This is a genomic window from Acetobacter sp. P5B1 (genome assembly GCF_018811985.1).
In the GTDB taxonomy this organism is placed as follows: Bacteria; Pseudomonadota; Alphaproteobacteria; order Acetobacterales; family Acetobacteraceae; genus Acetobacter; species Acetobacter cerevisiae.
Map to the genome: position 1 here is coordinate 1 of NZ_JACRVS010000034.1, position 20,969 is coordinate 20,969.

General features: G+C 58.0%; 19 protein-coding genes. 3 read left to right on the forward strand and 16 right to left on the reverse strand.

The genetic code is table 11. The features are described 5' to 3' along the window. The 6 genes from KP703_RS13790 to KP703_RS13815 form a co-directional block, all read right to left on the reverse strand. A partial coding sequence (locus KP703_RS13790) for a transposase (RefSeq protein WP_215755363.1) occupies window positions 1–198 on the reverse strand: 198 nt, incomplete at its 3' end. Between the two features lie 64 nt (window positions 199–262). After that, the gene (locus KP703_RS13795) at window positions 263–2,464 is read right to left on the reverse strand and encodes a TonB-dependent siderophore receptor (RefSeq protein WP_215755364.1); all 2,202 of its coding nucleotides are present in this window, start codon (window positions 2,462–2,464) and stop codon (window positions 263–265) included. Between the two features lie 330 nt (window positions 2,465–2,794). Next, window positions 2,795–4,420, reverse strand: coding sequence for a bifunctional aspartate transaminase/aspartate 4-decarboxylase (locus KP703_RS13800; RefSeq protein ID WP_062273998.1), 1,626 nt, complete (start codon window positions 4,418–4,420; stop codon window positions 2,795–2,797). A gap of 131 nt (window positions 4,421–4,551) precedes the next feature. Further along, window positions 4,552–5,490, reverse strand: a complete 939-nt coding sequence (locus tag KP703_RS13805) for a DMT family transporter (protein ID WP_215755365.1) — start codon at window positions 5,488–5,490, stop codon at window positions 4,552–4,554. Between the two features lie 111 nt (window positions 5,491–5,601). Beyond that, window positions 5,602–7,266 (reverse strand): hypothetical protein, encoded by a 1,665-nt coding sequence (locus KP703_RS13810; RefSeq protein ID WP_215755366.1) that lies wholly within the window; start codon window positions 7,264–7,266, stop codon window positions 5,602–5,604. A gap of 118 nt (window positions 7,267–7,384) precedes the next feature. Further along, window positions 7,385–8,548, reverse strand: a complete 1,164-nt coding sequence (locus KP703_RS13815; RefSeq protein WP_215755367.1) for an AI-2E family transporter — start codon at window positions 8,546–8,548, stop codon at window positions 7,385–7,387. A 270-nt stretch (window positions 8,549–8,818) separates the two neighbouring features. Here KP703_RS13815 and KP703_RS13820 point away from each other — a divergent pair, with 270 nt between their 5' ends. Continuing rightward, window positions 8,819–9,508, forward strand: a complete 690-nt coding sequence (locus KP703_RS13820) for a TetR/AcrR family transcriptional regulator (RefSeq protein ID WP_252354099.1) — start codon at window positions 8,819–8,821, stop codon at window positions 9,506–9,508. Between the two features lie 15 nt (window positions 9,509–9,523). Here the strand turns inward: KP703_RS13820 and KP703_RS13825 are convergent, their stop codons facing one another. Beyond that, complete coding sequence (locus KP703_RS13825; RefSeq protein WP_062142451.1) at window positions 9,524–9,928, reverse strand: DUF4112 domain-containing protein; 405 nt, start codon at window positions 9,926–9,928, stop codon at window positions 9,524–9,526. 32 nt (window positions 9,929–9,960) lie between these two features. Beyond that, entirely contained in the window at window positions 9,961–10,344 is a 384-nt protein-coding gene (msrB, locus tag KP703_RS13830; protein ID WP_062142449.1) for a peptide-methionine (R)-S-oxide reductase MsrB, read from the reverse strand. A 234-nt stretch (window positions 10,345–10,578) separates the two neighbouring features. On the opposite strand from msrB, the gene KP703_RS13835 reads away from it, so the two are divergent. Further along, window positions 10,579–12,036: a deoxyribodipyrimidine photo-lyase gene (locus tag KP703_RS13835; protein ID WP_215755368.1), complete on the forward strand. Its 1,458-nt coding sequence runs from the start codon at window positions 10,579–10,581 to the stop codon at window positions 12,034–12,036. A gap of 4 nt (window positions 12,037–12,040) precedes the next feature. On the opposite strand, the gene KP703_RS13840 is transcribed toward KP703_RS13835, so the two are convergent. The 4 genes from KP703_RS13840 to KP703_RS13855 form a co-directional block, all read right to left on the reverse strand. Next, window positions 12,041–12,799: an autoinducer binding domain-containing protein gene (locus KP703_RS13840; RefSeq protein ID WP_215755369.1), complete on the reverse strand. Its 759-nt coding sequence runs from the start codon at window positions 12,797–12,799 to the stop codon at window positions 12,041–12,043. A gap of 88 nt (window positions 12,800–12,887) precedes the next feature. Then, on the reverse strand, window positions 12,888–13,472 hold the full coding sequence (locus tag KP703_RS13845) for an acyl-homoserine-lactone synthase (protein ID WP_215755370.1): 585 nt from the start codon (window positions 13,470–13,472) through the stop codon (window positions 12,888–12,890). A 404-nt stretch (window positions 13,473–13,876) separates the two neighbouring features. Beyond that, a complete protein-coding gene (locus tag KP703_RS13850; RefSeq protein WP_062142441.1) occupies window positions 13,877–15,331 on the reverse strand; it encodes an NAD-dependent succinate-semialdehyde dehydrogenase in 1,455 nt (484 codons plus the stop codon). A gap of 120 nt (window positions 15,332–15,451) precedes the next feature. Further along, the gene (locus KP703_RS13855) at window positions 15,452–16,774 is read right to left on the reverse strand and encodes an autotransporter strand-loop-strand O-heptosyltransferase (protein WP_215755371.1); all 1,323 of its coding nucleotides are present in this window, start codon (window positions 16,772–16,774) and stop codon (window positions 15,452–15,454) included. A gap of 192 nt (window positions 16,775–16,966) precedes the next feature. Here KP703_RS13855 and KP703_RS13860 point away from each other — a divergent pair, with 192 nt between their 5' ends. Further along, entirely contained in the window at window positions 16,967–18,079 is a 1,113-nt protein-coding gene (locus tag KP703_RS13860; RefSeq protein ID WP_215755372.1) for a glycerophosphodiester phosphodiesterase, read from the forward strand. 18 nt (window positions 18,080–18,097) lie between these two features. Here the strand turns inward: KP703_RS13860 and cobU are convergent, their stop codons facing one another. The 4 genes from cobU to KP703_RS13880 all read right to left on the reverse strand — a co-directional run. Beyond that, entirely contained in the window at window positions 18,098–18,616 is a 519-nt protein-coding gene (gene cobU / locus KP703_RS13865) for a bifunctional adenosylcobinamide kinase/adenosylcobinamide-phosphate guanylyltransferase (protein ID WP_252354101.1), read from the reverse strand. 300 nt (window positions 18,617–18,916) lie between these two features. Beyond that, window positions 18,917–19,342 (reverse strand): hypothetical protein, encoded by a 426-nt coding sequence (locus tag KP703_RS13870; protein WP_215755374.1) that lies wholly within the window; start codon window positions 19,340–19,342, stop codon window positions 18,917–18,919. A 14-nt stretch (window positions 19,343–19,356) separates the two neighbouring features. Then, on the reverse strand, window positions 19,357–20,682 hold the full coding sequence (locus tag KP703_RS13875) for a Hint domain-containing protein (protein ID WP_215755375.1): 1,326 nt from the start codon (window positions 20,680–20,682) through the stop codon (window positions 19,357–19,359). Between the two features lie 74 nt (window positions 20,683–20,756). Beyond that, a partial coding sequence (locus KP703_RS13880) for a transposase (RefSeq protein WP_215755376.1) occupies window positions 20,757–20,969 on the reverse strand: 213 nt, incomplete at its 5' end.

Genomic DNA, 20,969 nt, shown 5'->3' on the forward strand with positions numbered 1-20,969 from the left:
CGAGATAGCGCAGAGCACGAGATAGCGCAGAGCATTGATGATCTCACGGGAATCGGTTGTCCGTTTCCGACCACGCCGGTTCGCAGGGGGCATCAGAGGCGCTATGCGCTCCCATTCCTCATCTGTCAGATCAGACGGATAGCGTTTCGTCTTGCGTGTAATTCCGGCCATGCGGCCTCGTTGTGCTGGCGTCCACATCCTGCCTTTGAATCACACTCAAAACCTCTTGAAAACCTATCATAGCGAATTTCCAAAAGGGCTCTTACAGGTCAAACCGGGCGTTGAGATAGACACTTCGGGGGGCACCGACAAAGAAGTAGTCGGACGCCAGAACGCCCCAGTAGTGGGTGTTGGCGACGTTATCCAGTTCTGCCCTGAAGGTTACACGGTGTTTTCCGATATGTGTGCGGTAGCTGGCCCGCAGGTTGAGCAGGGTGTAGCCGGGGATGTGATAGACGTTCATGGCGTCCCCCCACATTCTGCCGGTGTAATGTACCTCGGCTGAGGCAGACAGGCCCGGCACGGCCTGAATGTTGTTTGTGAGCGTAAACATGTTCTGGAATGTGGGAATGGCTTCCGCCGTGTTGCCCTGAATGGAGGGATCGGTCTTTTTGTATTTTGAGGCCTCGATCCCCAGACTATCCGTCACCACAAAGCCGAGTGGCAGGTCCACGTGGCCGTTCAGTTCAAACCCCTGATAAACCTGCGTGCCGCTTGAAACATAGTAATTGTCGGCATTGGCATATTGCGCGCCGCGCGTGATGCGATAGAGCGCGCCGGTGAGATCCCACGTGCGGCGGGTGATTTTGGCCCCGACTTCCACCTGATCGGACCGGATGGGTGGGAGCGTCTGGCGGGCGTTTTTATAGGTGTCGCCGACCGTGCCGCCATTTTCCAGAGCCTGAACATAGCTGGCATAGACTGTCATGTTCCGAACAGGGTGGTAGAGTAGCGCCACCGTGGGGGTGACGGGATTGACCTTGTAAGTCGTTCGGACATCCGCAGCGCTATAGCTGTTCTGCTGGAAATTAGTGTAGCGCACGCCGGCCAGAAGGGACCATTGAGGCGTGAACGTGACTGTATCACTCAGGAACAGGCCGACCTGATCTGACCGGTAATTCCGGTAAACGGGAGACTCGTTATTGACGTTCCATGGGCGGGGGATAATCGGCGCGTACATGTTCTGGGAGCCGATATTCACATACTCGCTGTTGGTGGGGAGATATTTGGTCAGCCCCTGCCATGTGGCCCCCAGTGTCACGTCATGTTTGACAAAGCCGGTGTGAAAACTGCCCTCCAGAATACCCTGCGCCTGATTATAGTCGGACCAGCTGCGCGGGTCTGTAGACAGGTAGGAATCATAATCCCCTGCCCTGTTATTGAGCGACATCCATTCGCTCTGATAGGAGCGCCAGTCCTGACTGTGGCTGTAATCCACACGGAATTTCCAGTTGTTGCTGATGTCCCACTTCAGGCCGGTTGTCAGAAACAGCACATGCGATGTGAACATGGAACCGGGATAGGCGTTCAGGTTCTTATGCCCGCTGATAGGGTCAGGGAGTGTGTTTGAGGGGTAGGTTGTGGGGTCGATAAAGAAATCCTGCACCAGCCCGCGTATTTTTCTGTCCTGATAAATGGCATCGGCGGTCCAGAGCAGGTTTTTGGTAATGCGGGCATCCACGCCCAGAGAGCCGGAATACCGCTCCACATGGGAGCCATTATAGGTCTCGCCTTTTTCATGCGTCAGGTTCAGGCGGTATCCGAACACCTTGTTGAACAGGCGGCCGCCAGTATCGATATGCTCACTGGCAATCGCGCCTGAACTATACCCGGCATCGACCTCGAACGTGCGATGTTCCGTGGGCTTTTTGGTCTGGTAGTTGATGATGCCGCCCGGCGCGTTGAAGCCATACATATAGCCGGATGCGCCTTTAAGAAGCTGGACGTTTTCAAAACTTTCCAGCGGCAGCTCAACCGTTGTCATATAGAAGGGCGAGCCGTTGATCTTGTAGCCGTTATAATCATCCAGCGGCACGCCGCGCACCGTCACGCTGTAAGCGTTGAAGGAATAGGTATCCCCATTGGTGACGACAGACGCATCCTGAGACAGCAGGCGGGACAGGGATTTCACCTGTCGTTCCTGTATTTCCGCACTGGTGATGGTGCGAATGGAAAAGGGCGTATCCAGCGGCCTCTTGCTGCCCAGTGCTCCGCCAGAGAAGGCCGGGGTTGCGGTGCCATGCACATCCAGCTCTTCCCGCCTGGCAATTTGCGGTTTTCCGGGTGCGGTTGGAGCCGTTTGCACCGGAGCGGACGGGGATTTACCCGGCTGCGTCTGAGCAGAGTGGGGCTTATGGGCCTGCTGGGTGACCGGTTGCTGGTGGGGCGTGGCTGAGGTCTTTTTCTTTGCAGCAGTGCGGATTTCTGCGGGCGTTTTGGCGGCCGTTTCCTGCGCGTGCGCCATGACCATGCCCATCCCGCAAGACGATACAGCAGTTCCAATTAAAACGAAACGTCTTGGTGATATCATTATAGCACGACCATGTTTAGTGTATTGAAGGTCTGAGATATCGGGAACAATTCACACCGTCAATCCGCATATAACGATTCGTATCTTTATTTTTGTGTTATCTATTTAATACGATTTATATCGTGATATTAAGTCACAGAACGAGCCTCGGCACATCCCCCGCAGAACTGGCGGCGGCACTGGCGTTTAGGGGGCAGAGCGGTCTCCCCTGCCCCCGGGCTGTGGTGTTTGTGCGCTGGGTCTGGCCGCCGCAGCGGAATGAACTCAGGGCGTGTTTTTGCCTGTGGTGTCGGCGGCTTTTTCTTTTTTGTAGCGTTCGTAATATTCGTCCGCCATGCGGCGAAGCGCGGCACCAATGGCGGCGTATTGGTATTCGTTCAGGTTGGCGAGGGAAGCACGCGCTGAGGGGCGACGCACGGCAAAGCCATCACCCGGCAGCAGGACCACGCCGGTTTCATCCGCAATGCGGAACAGGATGGTCTGGTAGTCCACGCGCGTGATCAGCCAGCGGGCAAAGCGGGTGCCGTAAAGGTGGGTGGCGACGTTGGCGAGGTCGATCAGCGTGTAATAGTGCGTGCAGCCGGGGTCATTGGGGGCCGGCACGCCGAGGTCTCGGTAGAGGGCGATTTCCCTCCGGTGCAGCAGGTTTTTCAGGGCCGTTTTATAGGCTTCCCGCCCGTCCATGAGGGCGAAGAGCGCAAACAGCACCATCTGCACCTGTTGCGGGGTGGAGAGGCCTGCGGTGTGGTTGAGCGCCACGGTGCGGCTGTCAGCCACCAGACGGTCAATAAATTTCAGGCCGCGCACATCCGGCGTGAGAGAGGCGTAGCGTTTGTCCAGCGCCTCTTTTTCCTCTTCCGGCAGGGCTGCGAGGGCCCGGTCCAGCACGTTTTGCGTGTGGGTTGCCACAACGCCCAGTCGCCAGCCGGTGGAGCCGAAATATTTTGAAAAGGAATAGACCAGAACCGTATTTTGCGGACAGACGCTGTAGAGCGAACGGAAATTGTCTGCAAACGTGCCATAGACATCATCCGTGACGATGATGAGGTCCGGGCGTTTGGTTTTGACGATTTCGGCAATGCGGGCCAGCCCGGCATCATTCATCTTGACCGAAGGCGGATTGCTGGGATTGACCACCAGAAAGACCTTAATGGCGGGGTCCAGCAGTTTGTCCAGCTCGCTATCCGGATATTGCCAGCCTGCTTCCGGCGCGGCGTAGATTGGGACTTCATCCAGCTGATAGTCCCGCAGTTCCGGGATTTCCACATACGGGGTGAAGACGGGCATGCCGATGGCGGCTTTATCACCGGGGCGGATCAGCCCGTTTTCCCGCAGGGAGGCGAAGATATAGCTGATGGCCGCTGTGCCGCCTTCCAGCGCGAACAGGTCCGTTGTGGCATCGGGCATGGTGCCGCCCGCCATTTCCCGCAGCAGGTAATGGCGCACGACCTGCTCTGAGTAACGCAGCATACGTGGTGGTGTGGGGTAGTCACAGCCCAGAATGCCGGCTGTCATTTCCTGCAGGAAGCCCTCGGCGGACAGGCCGAGCTGGTCCCGCACGTAGGACAGCGCGCGGCGGAGGAAGGCAACACCGGGTTCGGCTTTATGGTCTGCCACAAAGGCGTTGAAGCGGGCCTCTATGCCATCCTTGCGGGGGAAGCCGCCTACGCCTTCCGCCATATAGGAAAAGGAGAGTTCCGATTCCGCCGTAGCAAACAGGCCAAGCTGGAAAAACCCCTGCCGGGGGAGTGTGGCCAGAAAGTTTGGGTTGCCGCGCCCGGCATCCAGCATGGCGCGCTGGGCGCGTCCGGACGCCAGTTTGATGAGCTGGTCCTTCAGCTCAAACGGACTGAGGGTGTTGAATTTCTCGTAGTCGGGAGGCGTAGGCATGGCCGGTTCCTGAAGCAGGGGCTGCGCAAAGAAGGGGCCAAACATGCACAAAAAAAGTGCCGGTTGCTACCTTTATAGTCAGATAAGGGGTGTGAGAGATCTGCGGGTCTCAGCGTTGTGATGAACGGCTTTCAGCGTTTGGGGGCACCACGGGCCTTTTTCAGACTCTGGGTGATCCACCCATAGCCGCTGACCAATACCAGTCCGGCCACGACCAGCACCGCGCCGGTGACAAAGCCCGGCTCCACCGGCTCATGCAGCAACACGGCCCCCAGCACCACGCCGAATAAAGGCGTCATGAAAGACAGCACGCCAATGCGCGAGGCCTGGTAATGCCGCAGGAGCCAGAACCACAGCAGGAACGCGATGAAGGAGAGGACGAGCACCTGATAGCCCAGACTAAGCAGCAGGATGGGCGTGACAGTAAAAGCCGTCTGATGGAACAATATCGCCATAGGAAGCAGCAGCACGCAGGCCCCCACAAGCTGGTAGAGCAGCGTTTGTTTGGCGGGCAGACGTGCCAGAGAGGACATGCGGATGACAACCGTCGTCACGCCCCAGCTTGCCCCGGCCAGCAGAGCCAGCGCATCGCCCATCAGGGTCAGACCCGCGCCCTGCCCGGCCCCTGCGGAATGACCGAGAAAGGCGGTGCCGATGCCGCCAAACGCCAGCAGGATACCCGCCCACTGGAGCGGAGCCATGCGTTCTGAGGCCTCCATAAAATGCAGGATGAGGGCTGTAAAAATGGGCGCTGTATACAGGAACACAACCGAGCGCGAGGCGGAGGTGTAACGCAGCGCCTGCCCTAAAAACAGATATTCCAGAAAGAACAGCACGCCCACGGCCAGACCGGGCTTCCATGTCTGGGCCAGTTGCACCAGACGTTCCCGCCGGAAGAGCATGAGGACCACCACCAGCACCGCCGCGAGACCGGAGCGCAGCGCGATTTGCAGGATGGGGGCCATGTCCTGCGCCGAGGCTTTGAGCGCCACCTGTTGCAGCCCGAAACAGAAACACAGGCCGACCATCAGGCTGGTGGCTTTTGCATCCAGCGGCTTGCGCGTGTTCATGCTTGTTTGTCCCTTTCTGCCCGCAATATGGCGCACCCTATGCAGCATGTACGGGCGGGGCGAAAGAGAAGATTTATCCTGCGTGAAACAAAGGGGCAGCGGTGTGTTGGGCTAGTGCGCGGGAGACTTTTTCCAGTCCGGGTAAACGGCGTAAAATCTGTCCATCAGACTGTTCAGATCCTCCTGCGCAATGGGAGCAACCTGTTCATAGAGGAACGCTGTGGTCCCCTGACTGAGACGATAGGACGCGCCGATTTTCCGGTAGGCGTGGCCAATGCCGATGCCGCTGAGAATGTCTGCGGCTGGGAGCGTAATCACCCGTTGTTCAGACGGGGCCAGATGCGTCTGAACGGGTGTGGTGATGACAAGATATCTGGCCCGCAGCAGACTGGGATCAAAATGATCGCGCAGATCAAGCTGCGAAATGCTGATCAGATGGAGTTTCTGGTCACCCAGCGTGTTCAGCATGCTCTCATTCAGCACGGCGCTGGAGCTGAGAACGGCGATGCTTCCACGCGGCTGATAATCCCGCACAAGATCCGCTGTGAGTTTTTGATAAGCGGGGTAGTTTTCAATCTGGAGGGGGTTTGTCTGCTCAGGCAGCAGGGCGTTCAGAACAGGCACGCGATACGGTGCCTGTGTAAACAGGGCGCAATACGTCGCCAGCCCGAAAAGCCCGAGTAGCGTGGTCCCATAGACCGTCTGGAGAGAGGCGCTGTGCAGCCTGCGTCCTGCGGCCTGCATGCCGTAGAGCGCGATGATCAGGCTCCAGAACGCAAAGGGAATAACGTGCTGGATGCCGGGGCTTTGGGTGCGGCAAAACAGGAAGAATGAGGTGAAAAGATTAAAGGCGGAAAATAGGACACAAAGTCTGACGCGCCGGTCTTTTTCCTGACGCAGGCTGACCAGCCCGAAGACAAAAAAGGGCAGGATCCACGCGCCGGGTGCCTTGAGCGTTGCGACCACAGACGCGCTGAACGGCTTTTGGTAGCCATGATAGATGGTGGCGTAATCTGTCTGGAGAATTTTTCTCAAAAGGCCGAACTGGAACAGCAGAACCAGCGCAACGGCCGAGAGACCGGCAAGAGCAAAATGGGCCAGCAGGGTTTTGAGACGCTGCCTGTCACAGGTTTTCTGAAACAGGGCGTAATTCAGAACTGGCAGAGAAAGAAACAGAGAAACGATGGTGTAGGCATACCACCGCCGGAACAGAAAGGCGCCCCAGAGCAGAGCGCCCAGCCAGAGAGCCTTTCTGGCAGATTGTTTTTCAGAAAAATCGGTTTTTAACGTGAGAAGGATGGCCAGTTCTAGGAAGGCAAGGCCGCCAATATCCACAAACCCGCGCAGGGTCGGTGCGATAAAAGCTACGGACGTAAGCGGGATCAGGCAGAGAAGGCGTGTTTCCTGTCTGGTCGTGTGAGGGAAAATTGCCTTGAGAAGAGTGTTGAACAGAATAAGGGCTGGAAAAAAGTAGAACAGGAGAATGGAGAGGATATAAAACTGCCTGTGGAAGCCGGTAAGATTGACAAACAAAGACGGGATTATGGCCGCCAGATAATTGTAATCCGCCTTCCAGATAGACGAAAAAATCTTGAAAATCGGTTTTACGGGGCTTTGCGCAGCCAGCTCGTTGAGACGAACGGCACGGTCATAATAGGTGACGTAATCCCAGTAATAGACGTTCTGTTCACGGTGGATGTAGAGCAGAGCAATGAGTGAAAAAAATACCGCACATACCCCGTACCATGCGAGGGGAGACCGCCTGAAAAACTGCATTCTGTCTGAACCATGCTGAAATAGATCAGGTCAGCACGGGGACGTCTGCCTGAGATAATGCCCCGCTTTTAGGCACTTCCTCAGGGAAAAAACAGGGGGGCGAAAGCTCCCGCTGTTTTTAGAGCATGTCTTTTTCTTTTAACGGAGCAGACAGGCGGGTGGCGACAGCCAGCAGAACGGCGGTGATGGGGGATGCGAAAATGAAGCCCCACATACCAAGAAAGGCCCCGAAAATAGTTTGCGAAAGAATGGTGAGTGCGGGCGGCATGCTGACGGCGCGTTTCTGGATAAAGGGAGACATGACGTAGCCTTCAAACGCCTGAATGACACCATACAGGCCCAGGACCATCAGGGCTTCCTGCGTGCTGACGGACAGGCCAATGAGCAACGCCGGAATAGCCCCCACAAAGGCCCCCAGATACGGGATGAAGTTGGCGGTGCCCGCGATGAGGCCGAGGGGCAGCGCCAGCGGCATGCCAATGGCCCACAGGCCGAGCCAGGTCAGCACGCCGACCACCGTCATATCCAGCATCTGCCCTGCTACCCAGGCGGAGAGGGTATGCGCAATGGTTTGCAGCAGGGAGCGGACCAGCGGGCGATGCCGTTCGGGCGTCAGCCGCAGGATGCCATTGGCATAGAGGCGTGGGGAAAGCGCGAAATAGATCCCGGCAATGACAATGACCACCATCGTGCCGACGGAGCCGAAGGTGGACGTCAACACATTGGTCATGGAGCCTGCAAAATCCAGCCCCGGTGCGCGGCTGCCGCCCCCGGTCTGGTTGCCGCCGAGCGATTGCGGGACGTGATCCAGAATGAGATGGCCGAACTGGCCGCTGTTCAGCCGGTCATGCAGCGTGCTGATCTGGGACACCAGAGCCGTGCGCAGGTGGCCGGCCTGCACCGTGAGTTCCGGCCCGAACACACGCACCAGCGCCGTGGCTGCCGCTGCCAGAGCCAGCACCATCAGCATGACGGACAGCCATTCCGGCAGGCGCAGCAAATGCGTAATCCAGCGGGCCGCACCATGCAGCACCACGGCCACCAGTGCCGAGGCGCAGACAACCATCAGCACCGGGCCGCCTGTGCCGATAATCAGCCCCAGAACGCCCAGCACGACGACAACCATCACCAGCCGGTAGAACCGGCCCAGCGTGTGCTCCAGCGCCTGCACGGCGGCCAGGGCTGTCGCTGGTTGCGTGGCGGTCGATTGAGGTGGGTGCGGGTCGTGGGAAACGGAGGGGGCGCTTGCCGTGTCCGGGGTTTTTGTGGGGGGCGGCACCATGACGTTCTGCTTCTCCTGCTGCCCCGCCCTGTTGCCGGGTGGTAGGCAGACTTGCGTGATCTTGCGCCGTTTTACCCGCAGGCACCAGCGGCCAAAGTTTCACACATGCGAGAAGGGGTGAGGACAGGCTTTATCAGCATGGCAGATCCGGGCATGGTGGCAGACGGACTGGCTTTCATCTTGTCTTTCACGCCAAAAAAGGCGAGACAACAGCGTACCGCCAGCCATTGATACGCCTTTCCCCGTCCGCTCTTTGAGGCCCGTTGCTTTATGACGAAACCTGACGCTGCCAGTCATCTGGACATGGCGCACCCCTGCCTTGAGGGGAAGAAGCGTCGATGCGGGCGGCCGACCCCATCCGGGACGGAGCAACTGGACCAGCATTTGCTGGAGGTGGCGGCGAGCCTGTTTGTGAAACATGGTTATGCGGGAACATCGGTGGACCAGATTGCCCGCAAGGCGTCTGCCAGCAAACAGACGCTGTATCGGCGTTATCCGTCCAAGGAAGCGCTGTTCAAGGCGGTGATTACCAACGTGACAGCCTGCCTGCTGCGCACCATGGCGGAAACGCCGCTGAAGGACCCGCTGCTGGAACTGAAGCATGTCAGCCGCCTGATGCTGGATTTTGTCGTGCGGCCTGATGCGCTGGGCACGTATCGGATTCTGATTTCTGACGCTTACCGCTATCCCAGCCTGATCACCCATGCGATTGAGAATATCAGCGAGCCGTTTCACGACAGCTTTCTGCGCCTGCTGAAAGCAGCGCAGGCAGCCGGGCAGATTGAAGAAGGGCATGCCGATTCCACGACAGCCTATTTATGGAGTGGGCTGCTGACAGGCTGGCCGATGAAGCAAAGCCTGTTCGGCCTGACCCCGCTGGAAGACGAGGCCGCGCGCGATGCGTTTTTTGAGCGCGCGTGGGCGCTGTTCCTGCATGGGATTGGGGTAAAGCAGGACTAACGCACAGGGCGGTCTCTAGCGGGCCGTATGCCCGAAATACTGCTCCAGAAGCGCGACGTTCCGCAGGTTGGCCTTGAAGGCCGCATCGAACAGATCCCCAGCGATCGGCACGGTATCGACTGCGGTTTCCAGCACCACATTCCCGATCATGCGGGCCAGCAGGCGCGTGGGCACGCGCAGGCGCCAGGCCTCCCACACGATATAGAGGGAGACGAGGCCCATCACCGCGCTGCCGCCAACCGGCAGCAGGCCTACAATGGCATCCACCCCCACCCGGAAGCGCGTGCCGGGGAGGCGGAAGGCGGCGTCCAGAATCCAGGCCAGCCGCCGGACACGGCGCAGGCGATGCGCAATGTCCTCAGCGGTATGAGAGGCCGTATGGGGTGAGCCGTTTCCGGCTGTGGCATGAGCGTATGTCATGCCTCACAAAGTGGGAGAGGCCCGAACCGGATTCAAGAGGGGTGAAAATCCAGCGCCAGACCGTTCATGCAGTAGCGCAAGCCGGTGGGCAGCGGGCCATCCGGAAAGACGTGACCCAGATGCCCCTTGCAGGACGCGCAATGCACCTCGGTCCGCACCATGCCGTGGCGGCTGTCCTCCGTGGTTTCCACAGCGCCCGGAATGGCATCGTAAAACGAAGGCCAGCCGCTACCGCTTTCATATTTTGTGTCGGATTCAAACAGCGTCTGGCCACAGCCCGCGCAATGATACTGACCGGGACGTTTTTCGTGGTTCAGAGGGCTGGACCCCGGATATTCCGTGCCGTGTTCTTTCAGAATATGTTCCTGCTCTGGCGTGAGCGGGCCGCAACCGGTGGGGGAACAGGACTGGGTCATGCGGAGGGTCCTTCTCTTTCTGGTCGTCTCTGGGGAATTTATGCCGTCTTTCTAGCGGGTTTTCTCATAAGTTGCACCGGGACGATGAGGATATTGCCCAAACAAGCAGCGTTTGGCCCCGAACCGGAACGCTATTTAACGACAGCAGAGGCGAACGGTTGCATCAGGGCTGCTGCGCTGGCGCAAACGGGGCTGACCATTGCATAAGCGAGAGGAAGGCGGCACTCTCCGGCCATGACGGCTTCCATACCCCCCTCCCCTGTTCTTGTCCTGTTTCGGGATGATTTTCGCCTGAGCGACAACCCGGCGCTCCATGCCGCCTGCGCCACCGGCCAGCCTGTGCTGTGCGCCTATGTGCAGGATGAAGCCTGTCTGCCCAAAGGAGTAATTGGCTGGTGGCTGGGGCAGGCTGCGGAGGCGCTGGCCGAAGCACTCGGCAAGTGTGGCGGCACCTTGCTGACCCCGCAGGGGGAAACGCTTCCGGTTGTGCAGGATCTTGTAAAAGCAGCTGGCGTTTCAGAAGTTTTCTGGAACCGGCGTTATGACCCGGTGGGCAAGGAGATTGATACGGCTCTGAAAGCCAGGCTGACGGAACAGGGCGTGGCGGTGCAGTCCCTTTCCGCACGACTGCTGCATGAACCCTGGGCCGTGCGCACCGGGGCCGGACAGCCTTATCGGATTTTTACAGCATGGTGGCGCGCTGCACGGGAACTGGGCGAACCCGGCCGCCCCCTGCCTGCCCCGCAGGACATTCAGTTTGCCGCTGTGCCGGAGGCGTTTAAAAAGCATGAGGCCTCCACAGCGTTGCTGAAACCCGCTTTGCCGGAAGATGCCACGCAGGCTGCGCAATACTGGCCGTGCAGTGAAGAAAACGCCCATACCATTCTGGAAGATTTTCTGGACGATACGCTGGCGCACTATGAAACCGACCGCGACCGGCCCGACCGGGAGGGCACATCCGGCCTTTCCCCTTATCTGCGCGCCGGGCTGATTTCTGCCCGACAGATCTGGCAGGCCGCCCGAAAAGCAGAAGCCCGCAGCGGTGACCATGTGAATACGGAAAAATTCCTGTCCGAACTGGGCTGGCGTGATTTTGGGTGGATGCAGTTCTTTTATGAACCCCAGATGCCCACCCGCAATCTGCGCTCGGAATTTGACCAGATGCCCTGGCAGAATGACCCCGAGGCTTTTACCGCCTGGACGGAAGGCCGCACCGGCTATCCGCTGGTAGACGCGGGAATGCGGGAACTGCGCGCTACCGGCACCATGCATAACCGGGTGCGCATGGTTGTGGCGTCCTTTTTGACCAAACATCTTCTGACAGACTGGCGCAAAGGCGAACGCTGGTTTTATGAACGGCTGGTGGATGCAGACCCGGCCTTAAACGCCATGAACTGGCAGTGGTGTGCGGGAACCGGGATTGATGCCTCGCCCTGGTTCCGCATTTTTAATCCGGTCGGGCAATCCGAAAAGTTTGATCCCTCAGGGGCTTATATCCGCACATGGGTACCGGAACTGGCGGGTCTGCCAGACAAGCTGATCCACACCCCCTGGAAAATGGACGCCACACTGAGCCGCCATCTGCGCTTTGTGCCCGGTACCACCTACCCGCATCCGATTGTGGAGCTAAAGCAGGCACGTGCCATTGCACTGGAGAGCTATAAAAACCTGAAAGGCTCTGAGCAGAGCTGAGGCTTTAAATCACGCCCAACTGGTTTGCGTTAAGGATGGCCATATCCGTTGTGGCCGCCCTCAGCTTGTGGCGTGCCACGCGCAGGCATAACCGCACGACAGGGTCTGACAGTTTGAGCTTGCGGGCAATTTCGTGCCCCAGAAGCCCCTCCGCCGCCAGTTTCAGGCAGGCTTTTTCCTCAGCAGAAAGATCCTGCACACCGTTAGCCTGAAAGGCTGTTATCCGCAGATAAGCCTCGTGCACATAATTGGCCAGCATCTGGTAATCCCGCACAAAGCTGACCCGTGCGAGGCCCTCAAATTTACGGGGGTCATCGCTGGTAATAGCGAACAGGCCGCGAGAGCCATCCGTCCCCAGCAGGGGGATGCTCAGCGCTGCATGACCCAGACTGTAATCCAGCCCTTCCATGAGCATACTGTAGCCCGGCGTGCCTTTTTCAATCTTCAGATCCCGCCATTCAAACGGCAGACCATTGTGCAAACCCCTTTTGACGACAGGGTCAATCAGCAGGTAGTTCTGATTATAATAGCGTTCCTGCCATTCCCGGGGATAGGTCGTGCAGGTGAAACCGTCGGGGTTCATGAAATCGCCACCCGAACCTGCAAAATAGTAAACAACATTGCTCATGTTGCAGTTTTCAGGAAGCGTCTTCAAAACAGCGGATAAGTCTGGCAGCGACTGCGCGCGTGTAATGGACGACACAAGGCCTTGCAAAGCTTTTGGAAGAATAAAGGTCGGTGCTGTTGTTTGTCTCAATGTCATAACCCGAACTTTGATATCGTACCCTCAGGACTCTGGCCAGCATACGCCTGATACGACGATCCCTCTCATTAAAAATAAGTTGCTTTGTTCAAAACGGGCGGAGCTGCAGTTCAGCCAGATGCCGCAATGCCAGAGGGCTGACATCCCATACCCCTACACCGAACTCCTGCCCGTTGATCTCCCCCTCACAAATGGGAGATGGCAGACATTCCAGCCGCCGATACAGCCGCAGTTTGGACCGGGGATACGTTCCGATGATCTGCTTGATGCCATTCGCGAACGCGCGTGCATAAACCGTTTTCAGCACGTCCAGCATCAGGTTTCGCCCTGCCAGAGAGGATGTGTCAGCCGTTGTCGAGAAATAGGAAAGTTCCCAGATATCGGAACTGATGATATCCGGACATCCCTGAAAATAAGGGGCAAATTCATCCCGCAACATGGTTGGCCCCGTTGTCGGCATAATCCGGACCGAGGCAACGGCGTCTCCCCCATCCTGCAGGCCGACGATATAAAAGGGGCTACACCGCCGATCATAATCGTCTTCCACCGGGCACGGATGAAAGGCCCTGCTCCATTCCGGATAATTTTCGAAAAACTGTTTTCGTGAGCCAAGCATCTTCTCATAAACTGAAAGATACTGATCACGCTCATCATAAGAAAATTCATAAATCATAATTGCCACCTACCCTTAGTCTCAACTCCATATAATTTTGACGTCCCCCTCCTCTATCGTGTTTGGCTTTTAACACTCTGCAAGACACCGTGGATATATTAGACAACACGCAAAGTGATATCTAAAAATTCATAATATGACGTTTGTTTTAAGAATAAGAATTCAACCAATCATAGCTTACAACACGCAATAACCCCAAACGTTCCCTAAAAGAAGAACGCATTTTGAGCCGGGCTTCTATGCAGAAAATGCAGCAGAATTATGCCAGACTGTTTTATCCAATTCTCCAGTTCCTGAAGAGGCCTTCTCTCTTTGTGATGCTTTGTAGAGAGTGAAGACCAGAAAAGAAAAAGGGGAACACACCGCAATGCGTTCCCCTTTTTTATAGTCTGTGTTGGGAGGGATCAGAAATCAGCTTTTTCATGCTCGGTCGAGACGAACTTGATCAGCGTATGCGCCCTGACCGCTTCCGGCCCGCCTTCCGTGCCGTAACCGGAATCCTTGATACCGCCGAAGGGCACTTCCGGCACGCCCAGACCGTGGTGGTTGATGGCGATCATCCCGGCTTCCACCTGTTCACCCAGCAGACGCTCCGTGCGCTCGTTGCGGGTGTAGGCATAAGCCGCCAGACCGTAGGGCAGACGGTTGGCTTCCTGCACGGCGTCTTTCAGAGCGGTGAATTCAGACACAATGGCAATCGGGCCGAACGGCTCTTCCTGCATCACGCGCATGGACAGGTTGGGGTTGAGGATCAGCGTGGGGGCGAAGAAGCAGCCTTCATTGGGCAGCGGCACATCAGCCTGCCAGATGGTGCCCCCTTTCTCCCGTGCGTCGGCGACCAGTTCCGTCAGAGCTTTCAGGCGGCGTTCGTTCACCACCGGGCCCATGGTCACGCCGTCATCAAGGCCTGACCCAACCTTGAGGGCGTTCATCTGGGCCTTGAATTTGTCCACAAAGCTGGAGGCAATGCTCTTGTGCAGCAGGAAGCGCGTGGGCGCGATACACACCTGACCGGCATTGCGGAACTTGGCAGCACAGAGGCGCTGCGCAGCGGCGTCCAGATCCGCATCCTCACACACGATCACCGGGGCATGGCCACCCAGTTCCATGGTGACGGGCTTCATCTGCGCGCCGGCAAGAGACGCCAGATGTTTACCAACCGGGGTGGAGCCGGTGAAAGAGATTTTGCGCACCACGGGATGGGCGATCAGATATTCGGAAATTTCTGCCGGGTTGCCATACACCAGAGAGACCGCACCCGCCGGAACCCCGGCATCACAGAAGGCGCGCAGCAGTTCCGCCGGAGAGGCCGGGGTATCTTCCGGGGCTTTGACGATTACGGCGCACCCGGCGGCAAGGGCAGCCCCCAGCTTGCGGGCAATCTGGTTGATGGGGAAGTTCCACGGCGTAAAGGCCGCGACCACACCCACAGGACGATGCAGCACGCGCTGCTCCACATTGGGCACACGCGGCGGAATGAGCGTATCATTCAGGCGGCGGCCTTCCTCACCAAAATATTCGATGACGTTGGCAGCGCCCTTGATTTCGATAATGGACTGCTCGAGCGGCTTGCCCTGCTCGCGGCTCATGATGCGGCCAATGCTCTCGGCGCGCTCACGCAGCAGATTGGCGGCTTTGCGCATGATGACAAAGCGGTCCCACGCCGTAAGCGCCCGCCATGCGGCGAAGCCCTGCGCGGCTCCGTCGGCCACCCGTGCCAGATCGGCCTTGGAGGCGTGGGCAATCTTGCCGATTTCCTCACCGGTGGCGGGGTTGAAGACCGGCAGTGTGCGGCCATCTGCCGCATCCTGCCACTGCCCGGCCACCAGAAGCTGTGTGCTGATAAAATCCTGTGACATTGCGTATCTCTCCCACTGGAACGACAGACACGCCACCATGACGTTGCCTTATGATCCTTAAGGAGAGAGCATCATCAGGATAGGGATGCAAGGGGGCACGGAGGCTGCCCCCTGCCCCGGTCAGGCGAACAGTTTTTTCAGCTCATTGATAACATGCACACTGGTAATGAGACGCGTGCATTCAAACTGGCGCGGCGTGTTTTCATGCCGGGGGCACCACAAGAAATTGTGATGATCAAACCGCTCCGTGGGGTCGTTCCAGCAGGAGTTGCAGGTGTGCCAGTTGATAACGCGGTAAGGCGTTTCAAACTCATTGGTGGGGTGTGTGAAGCCGGAGATCATCACGACCTCGGTGCCCGCAGCCCAGGCCAGCCAGGCCAGACCGGAACTGAGGCCGATAAAGGCATCCGCATGCTTCAGCCACCGGGCGCGCTCGGAGAGCGGGCGGTTGCCGGTTTCATCTTCCGCCCCATGGGGGATGTAGTTCCAGACAAGGCCGGTGCCGTGCACGGTTTTCTGGTCAATACAGATCACCCGGTAGCCTTTTTCCTTCAGGAAGGCGATGACCTCCTGCCAGCCGGTCGGGTTGTTCCAGTATTTGCACTGCGTGCTGGCCTGCACGGCGATGCAGACATACGGCTCCGAGATGGGGCGGCTATCATCCGGCAGGTGCAGACGCGGGGCTTCCTCATGCGGGGAGACACCCAGAATATAGCCTGCGGTGCGGTGCAGGCCGACAAAGCGGAAGTCCGTGGGCTGCTGGTTGCAGTCTTTGTCATCAAAAAACAGACCGATGCAGTACGTGGCGTAGGCCCTGGCCGGCACGCCTGCCTTCTCGGCGTCCTCGGAGGTCATGAGGGTAATGTTGGGATAGGCTTCCTTAAGCAACGGCAGGATGAGGCCGGACAGCAGGCAGGTGACTTTCGCGCCGCGTTCTTCCGCAAAGCGGGACACATAGGGGAACCATGCCAGCGTATCCCCCAGCGTGCCCACCGGCAGCTGAATGACAACCTCCTGCCCGCGTGCATCATACTCATGCTGGAAAACAGGGCGCTCGACACCATCCGCGCCGATATCAGTCACCTCAATCCCAAAGCGCACATAGTAGCGTTTGCTGGAGGAAATGGTGGCCCCGGCAGCCTCATGATGGAAGAGGATATTCCCGGTATCCAGATCGCGCAGAATGACGCGCCATTTGCCCTCTTTCCGCTCGGGCACATGCACGCGTGCGCCGAGATTGAAATCGAAGCGGATCCCGTGCGGGCCTTCCAGCACCGGCAGCGGCGGCGGAGACAGGTAAGCCGGTTTGCCCTCAGGCTTGGCGGCAGGCTGAGCGGCAGGTTCCTGACCCGCAGGCTGCTGGGGGGCCGGCTGCGCGGCCTGAGCCGGAGCGTCGGCCTGTGGAGCAGGAGCGGGAGAAACGGGAGCTGCGGTTTCAGACAAAGAGAGTCACCTAGAAAAGACAAAATTTTTGTAATTAAAAATTACTAATCAGGGCTCTATAAAGACAATTAACATTTGTTCATGCAACTCCTAATTTGGCACCTGCTCATTCTTCATGAAAACATCATCCCCCTGACACCTCAAAAAGAGTAAGGTTTTTCCAAAGGGTTCCCTAAGGGTAAGGCTGTTTTGATGCCGGTTTTTTCTCGTCGTTCTGCTCTAGTAACATCCTGTGCCGCAGCCTTCTGCGGGACTATACGGCGGGCGGGAGCAGCCCCCTCCCTTGCTCCGCGTCCTCTGGTATTTGCGCACCGGGGTGCGTCCGCCTTGCGGCCTGAGCACACGCTGGCGGCCTACGCCAAAGCCATTGCAGATGGGGCTGACTTTATCGAGCCCGACCTTGTGATGACCAAAGATGGCGTGATGATCTGTCGCCATGAAACCAATATTGCCGAGACGACGGACGTTGCGCAGAGGCCGGAGTTTGCCAGCCGCAAGCGCACCGCCACCATTGATGGCAAGACAGCCACTGGCTGGTTCACGACGGACTTCACCCTTGCGGAGCTCAAAACCCTGCGGGCGAAAGAGCGCCTTGCCACACTGCGTGTGCATAACACCCGTTTTGACGGGCACTTTGACATTCCAACCTTTGAGGAAATGATTGATTTTGTGGCTGCTGAATCTGCCACCTGCGGTCGGGTTTTAGGGCTGATCCCTGAAATCAAACACTCCACGCATTTCCATACGCTGGGGTTTGACCCGGAAGCCGTGTTCCTGCGCACGATTGCTGCGCATGAGTATACACGCATGGCCCCGCTGGAAGTGCAGTCCTTCGAGACCAGCAACCTCCAGCGCATTGGGGCCGATGTACGGGCTATCAACCCGCAGGCGCGACTAATGCTGCTGATGGGGGAACGGACAGAGGTGCCGCCGGATCTGGCCGCCAAGGGAGAGAAAACCACCTTTGGAGACCTGATGACCCCGGCGGGCCTGAAGGAGGTGCGGCGCTATGCGGATGTGATTGGCCCTTCCCTGACCGACCTTATTCCGCGGGATGCGCAGGGAGCGTGGCTTGAGCCATCCTCTCTGGTGGAGGATGCTCATGCGGCGGGGCTGCTGGTGCATGCCTATACCTGTCGCCCGGAAAACCATTTCCTGCCGCGCCAGTTGCGCAATGCGGACGGGGATGCTGCCCGCAATGTGCACGGGTCCATTCAGGAAATTCAGCGCTATCTGGATATGGGGCTGGACGGGTTCTTTACCGATGATCCGGCTATTGGCCGCCGGGCGGTGGACCACATCTGAGGATGGGTCACCGCTGGCTCAGGCTGGTGGCGTGTCCTTGAGGACAAGCGGCAAGCCTGCTGCAATAAACAGGACTTTTCCAGCTTTTTCGGCCAGACGCTGGTGGAGAAGGCCTGCTTCATCCCGAAACTGCCGGGCCAGTTTATGTTCCGGCACAATGCCAAGCCCGACCTCATTCCCCACCAGCACGGTAGGGGCGCGGCGCTCGGCCAGAGCGGTGATGAGCGCGTGTGTGGCGTCTGGAATACTGCGTTCTTCCAGCAGGAGATTGGTCAGCCACAGGGTCAGGCAGTCCAGCAAGAGCGGGCGGTCGGCATGGGCACGCAGAACATCAGCCACCGCAAAGGGTTCTTCCACAGTCTGCCAGCCCTCTGCCCGACCGGCGCGATGGTGCGCGATCCGGTCCTGCATTTCCGTATCAAACGCGCGGCCTGTGGCCAGATAGATCCACGGGGCGGGCAGCGCTGTTATCAGGGCTTCCGCATGGCGGCTTTTGCCGGACCGCGCGCCGCCCAGAATAAGCGTTGTGGCGGGCAGGCCTGCGAAGTGTAGTGCGGAGGCGGCCTGCGTGGCCGTGACGGACGTGGGTTCAGACGTAGGCTGCCCGTCTGTTGGCGTGCCTGCCGGACTGGCCGGGTCTGCCTTGAGCGTAATGGGGGTCATGCGCAATCCGCTTTCTGCTGCCGTGTGCCTGTGGTGTTTATCACAGCATAGCTGGCGGGGTCATGCCTCGGTTTTTTTCTGGTGTTTCGCTGTGCTCGATATGTTCTGGCTATAAATCCTGAGCGTGGAGAGTGACAGGGAAGCCGAAGCTTCCCTGTCAGCACGCGGAGCCAGTTATCCGACCTGACGCAGTTCGGGACGGATAGAGTGATTCTTCATCAGATAGGGTCCGCTGGACACGACCTGAATGGAAAGAATACCCGGTTCGCTGCTAATATTTTCGCTTTGCAGCGGCAAAGTCGCATCGCCATCCGTCCAGCGGCATGTGGAAGATTCCAGCCCATGCCAACCTGACAGGGTGGACAGGGACAGATGAGCGGTCAGACTGACAGTCTGACGAGACGCAAACAGGGAAACATCTCCGACAAGAACGCCGAGATCACGGCGATCATCTACGAACGGTCCAATCGTGTCGCTTGGGCGGCTGGCCCGCGATACCAGACGAACTGTCGTGACATTCGCTGGAAGCATGAACATGACACGGTCATTCGCCTGCCGGAGCGGCCGGATGATCTGACCAAAGTTGGTAACCAGATGCATATCCGGATCGGTGCTCAGTTCAGGCTGGTGGGCAACGCCGCCAGCGCGCTCTGCAATGCGTGCATAAATCGGCTCGACAAAGGCACGCGACGTCTCAAGCGGCAGCGTTTTCGAACCACCAGCCTTCTCAGATGCATATCCGGATCGGTGCTCAGTTCAGGCTGGTGGGCAACGCCGCCAGCGCGCTCTGCAATGCGTGCATAAATCGGCTCGACAAAGGCACGCGACGTCTCAAGCGGCAGCGTTTTCGAACCACCAGCCTTCGAACCACCGAAGATCGCGGTTACGGTGTGATTGTCGAACTGGCTACGGTTCCCCGTGTCCAGATAGCTCTCGGTCAGTGCGTTTTCAGCCCAGACTGCTTCATGGCTCTCCAGCTCTACATGATAGTAGGTATAGCTGTTGATCGTGCGATCAATCAGGATCGATGCACCATTGACCAGCATACGGGCAGGAACCAGCTTGCCCTCGAAGACCATGCAGTGCTCCTGCGTCACCAGAAGATCACGGGACGGCACGCCATCGGCCAAGGCACCCTCGCGAATGCGAACCAGCCAGTTTTCTTCCGGCACAGGCTGGCTGGACACTGTAATGGAGCGATGACCCAGCCATTTGACGGGCATGGCTCCCTTTGGCGTCATGACCAGCGTGCCCGGCACGAGTGTTTCTACAGCGGCCTCACCATCAGGGGTTGTGATCGCGGTGCCTTCTGCAAAGCACGTCGTATAGATCAGTCCGCCCTTGCCGTCAGACGACAAGTTATAGCCGTAGTTATTCGCGCCTGGCACGTTTAGCGAGTATGTGCCACCGGTGGTGTAAAAGGTGATGCTGCTTGCCGTGGTGCTGACACTGGTAACACTGGCCTGCGGAATAGACGCGAGCTCGATCGTATCCGTGGGAGACCAGTTCAGAATGGTATTGGCAGGCATCGTCGTGCCACTGATAACCAGATGTGCACCGTCGCCAGACAAAGATATAGTGCCGCTACCTGCAGTACCATTCACAATGGCCGTGCCTCCTGACGAAACCGTCATAAGGGTGCCAATGCTTCCGCCGCTTGCAATACTTGCAGTGCCTCCGGACGATACGACTATATTAGTCGCAGTACCTCCATCGTTTACGACCACGTTTCCGCCAGCCAGAATTTGCCCGCCATCGATGACAGCCCCGGAGTTTACTACGTAGCTACCTCCGGAAGATACCGCATATACCGCTGCACTATTGTTAAATGTTACGCCACTTTCCAGCGTGATCGTGCCGCCGCTTCCATTGGACGCAAAGCTAATGGAGGATCCGCCAGATATCTTAATGACATCTACTGACCCACCATCTACTACCATGGATTGAACTAATCCATTATTAATAATAGCACTTCCGCCGGTTGCAATGGTGGTGTTAGAGCCCTTTTGGAAATTCACGGATGAGCGTTTCGGCGTAGCATGAGGCTTCCCATGGCGATGTGGATCATGGCCTCTGCGACGTCGATCCGCTGTTCGTAGTCCTTCACAAGGCGACGCCAGCGGATCATCCAACCGAAGGTCCGTTCCACAACCCACCGACGCGGCAGGATTTCAAACCCTTTTGCTGTCTCTGACCGCCGGATGATCTCGACTGTGAAGTCGAGAAA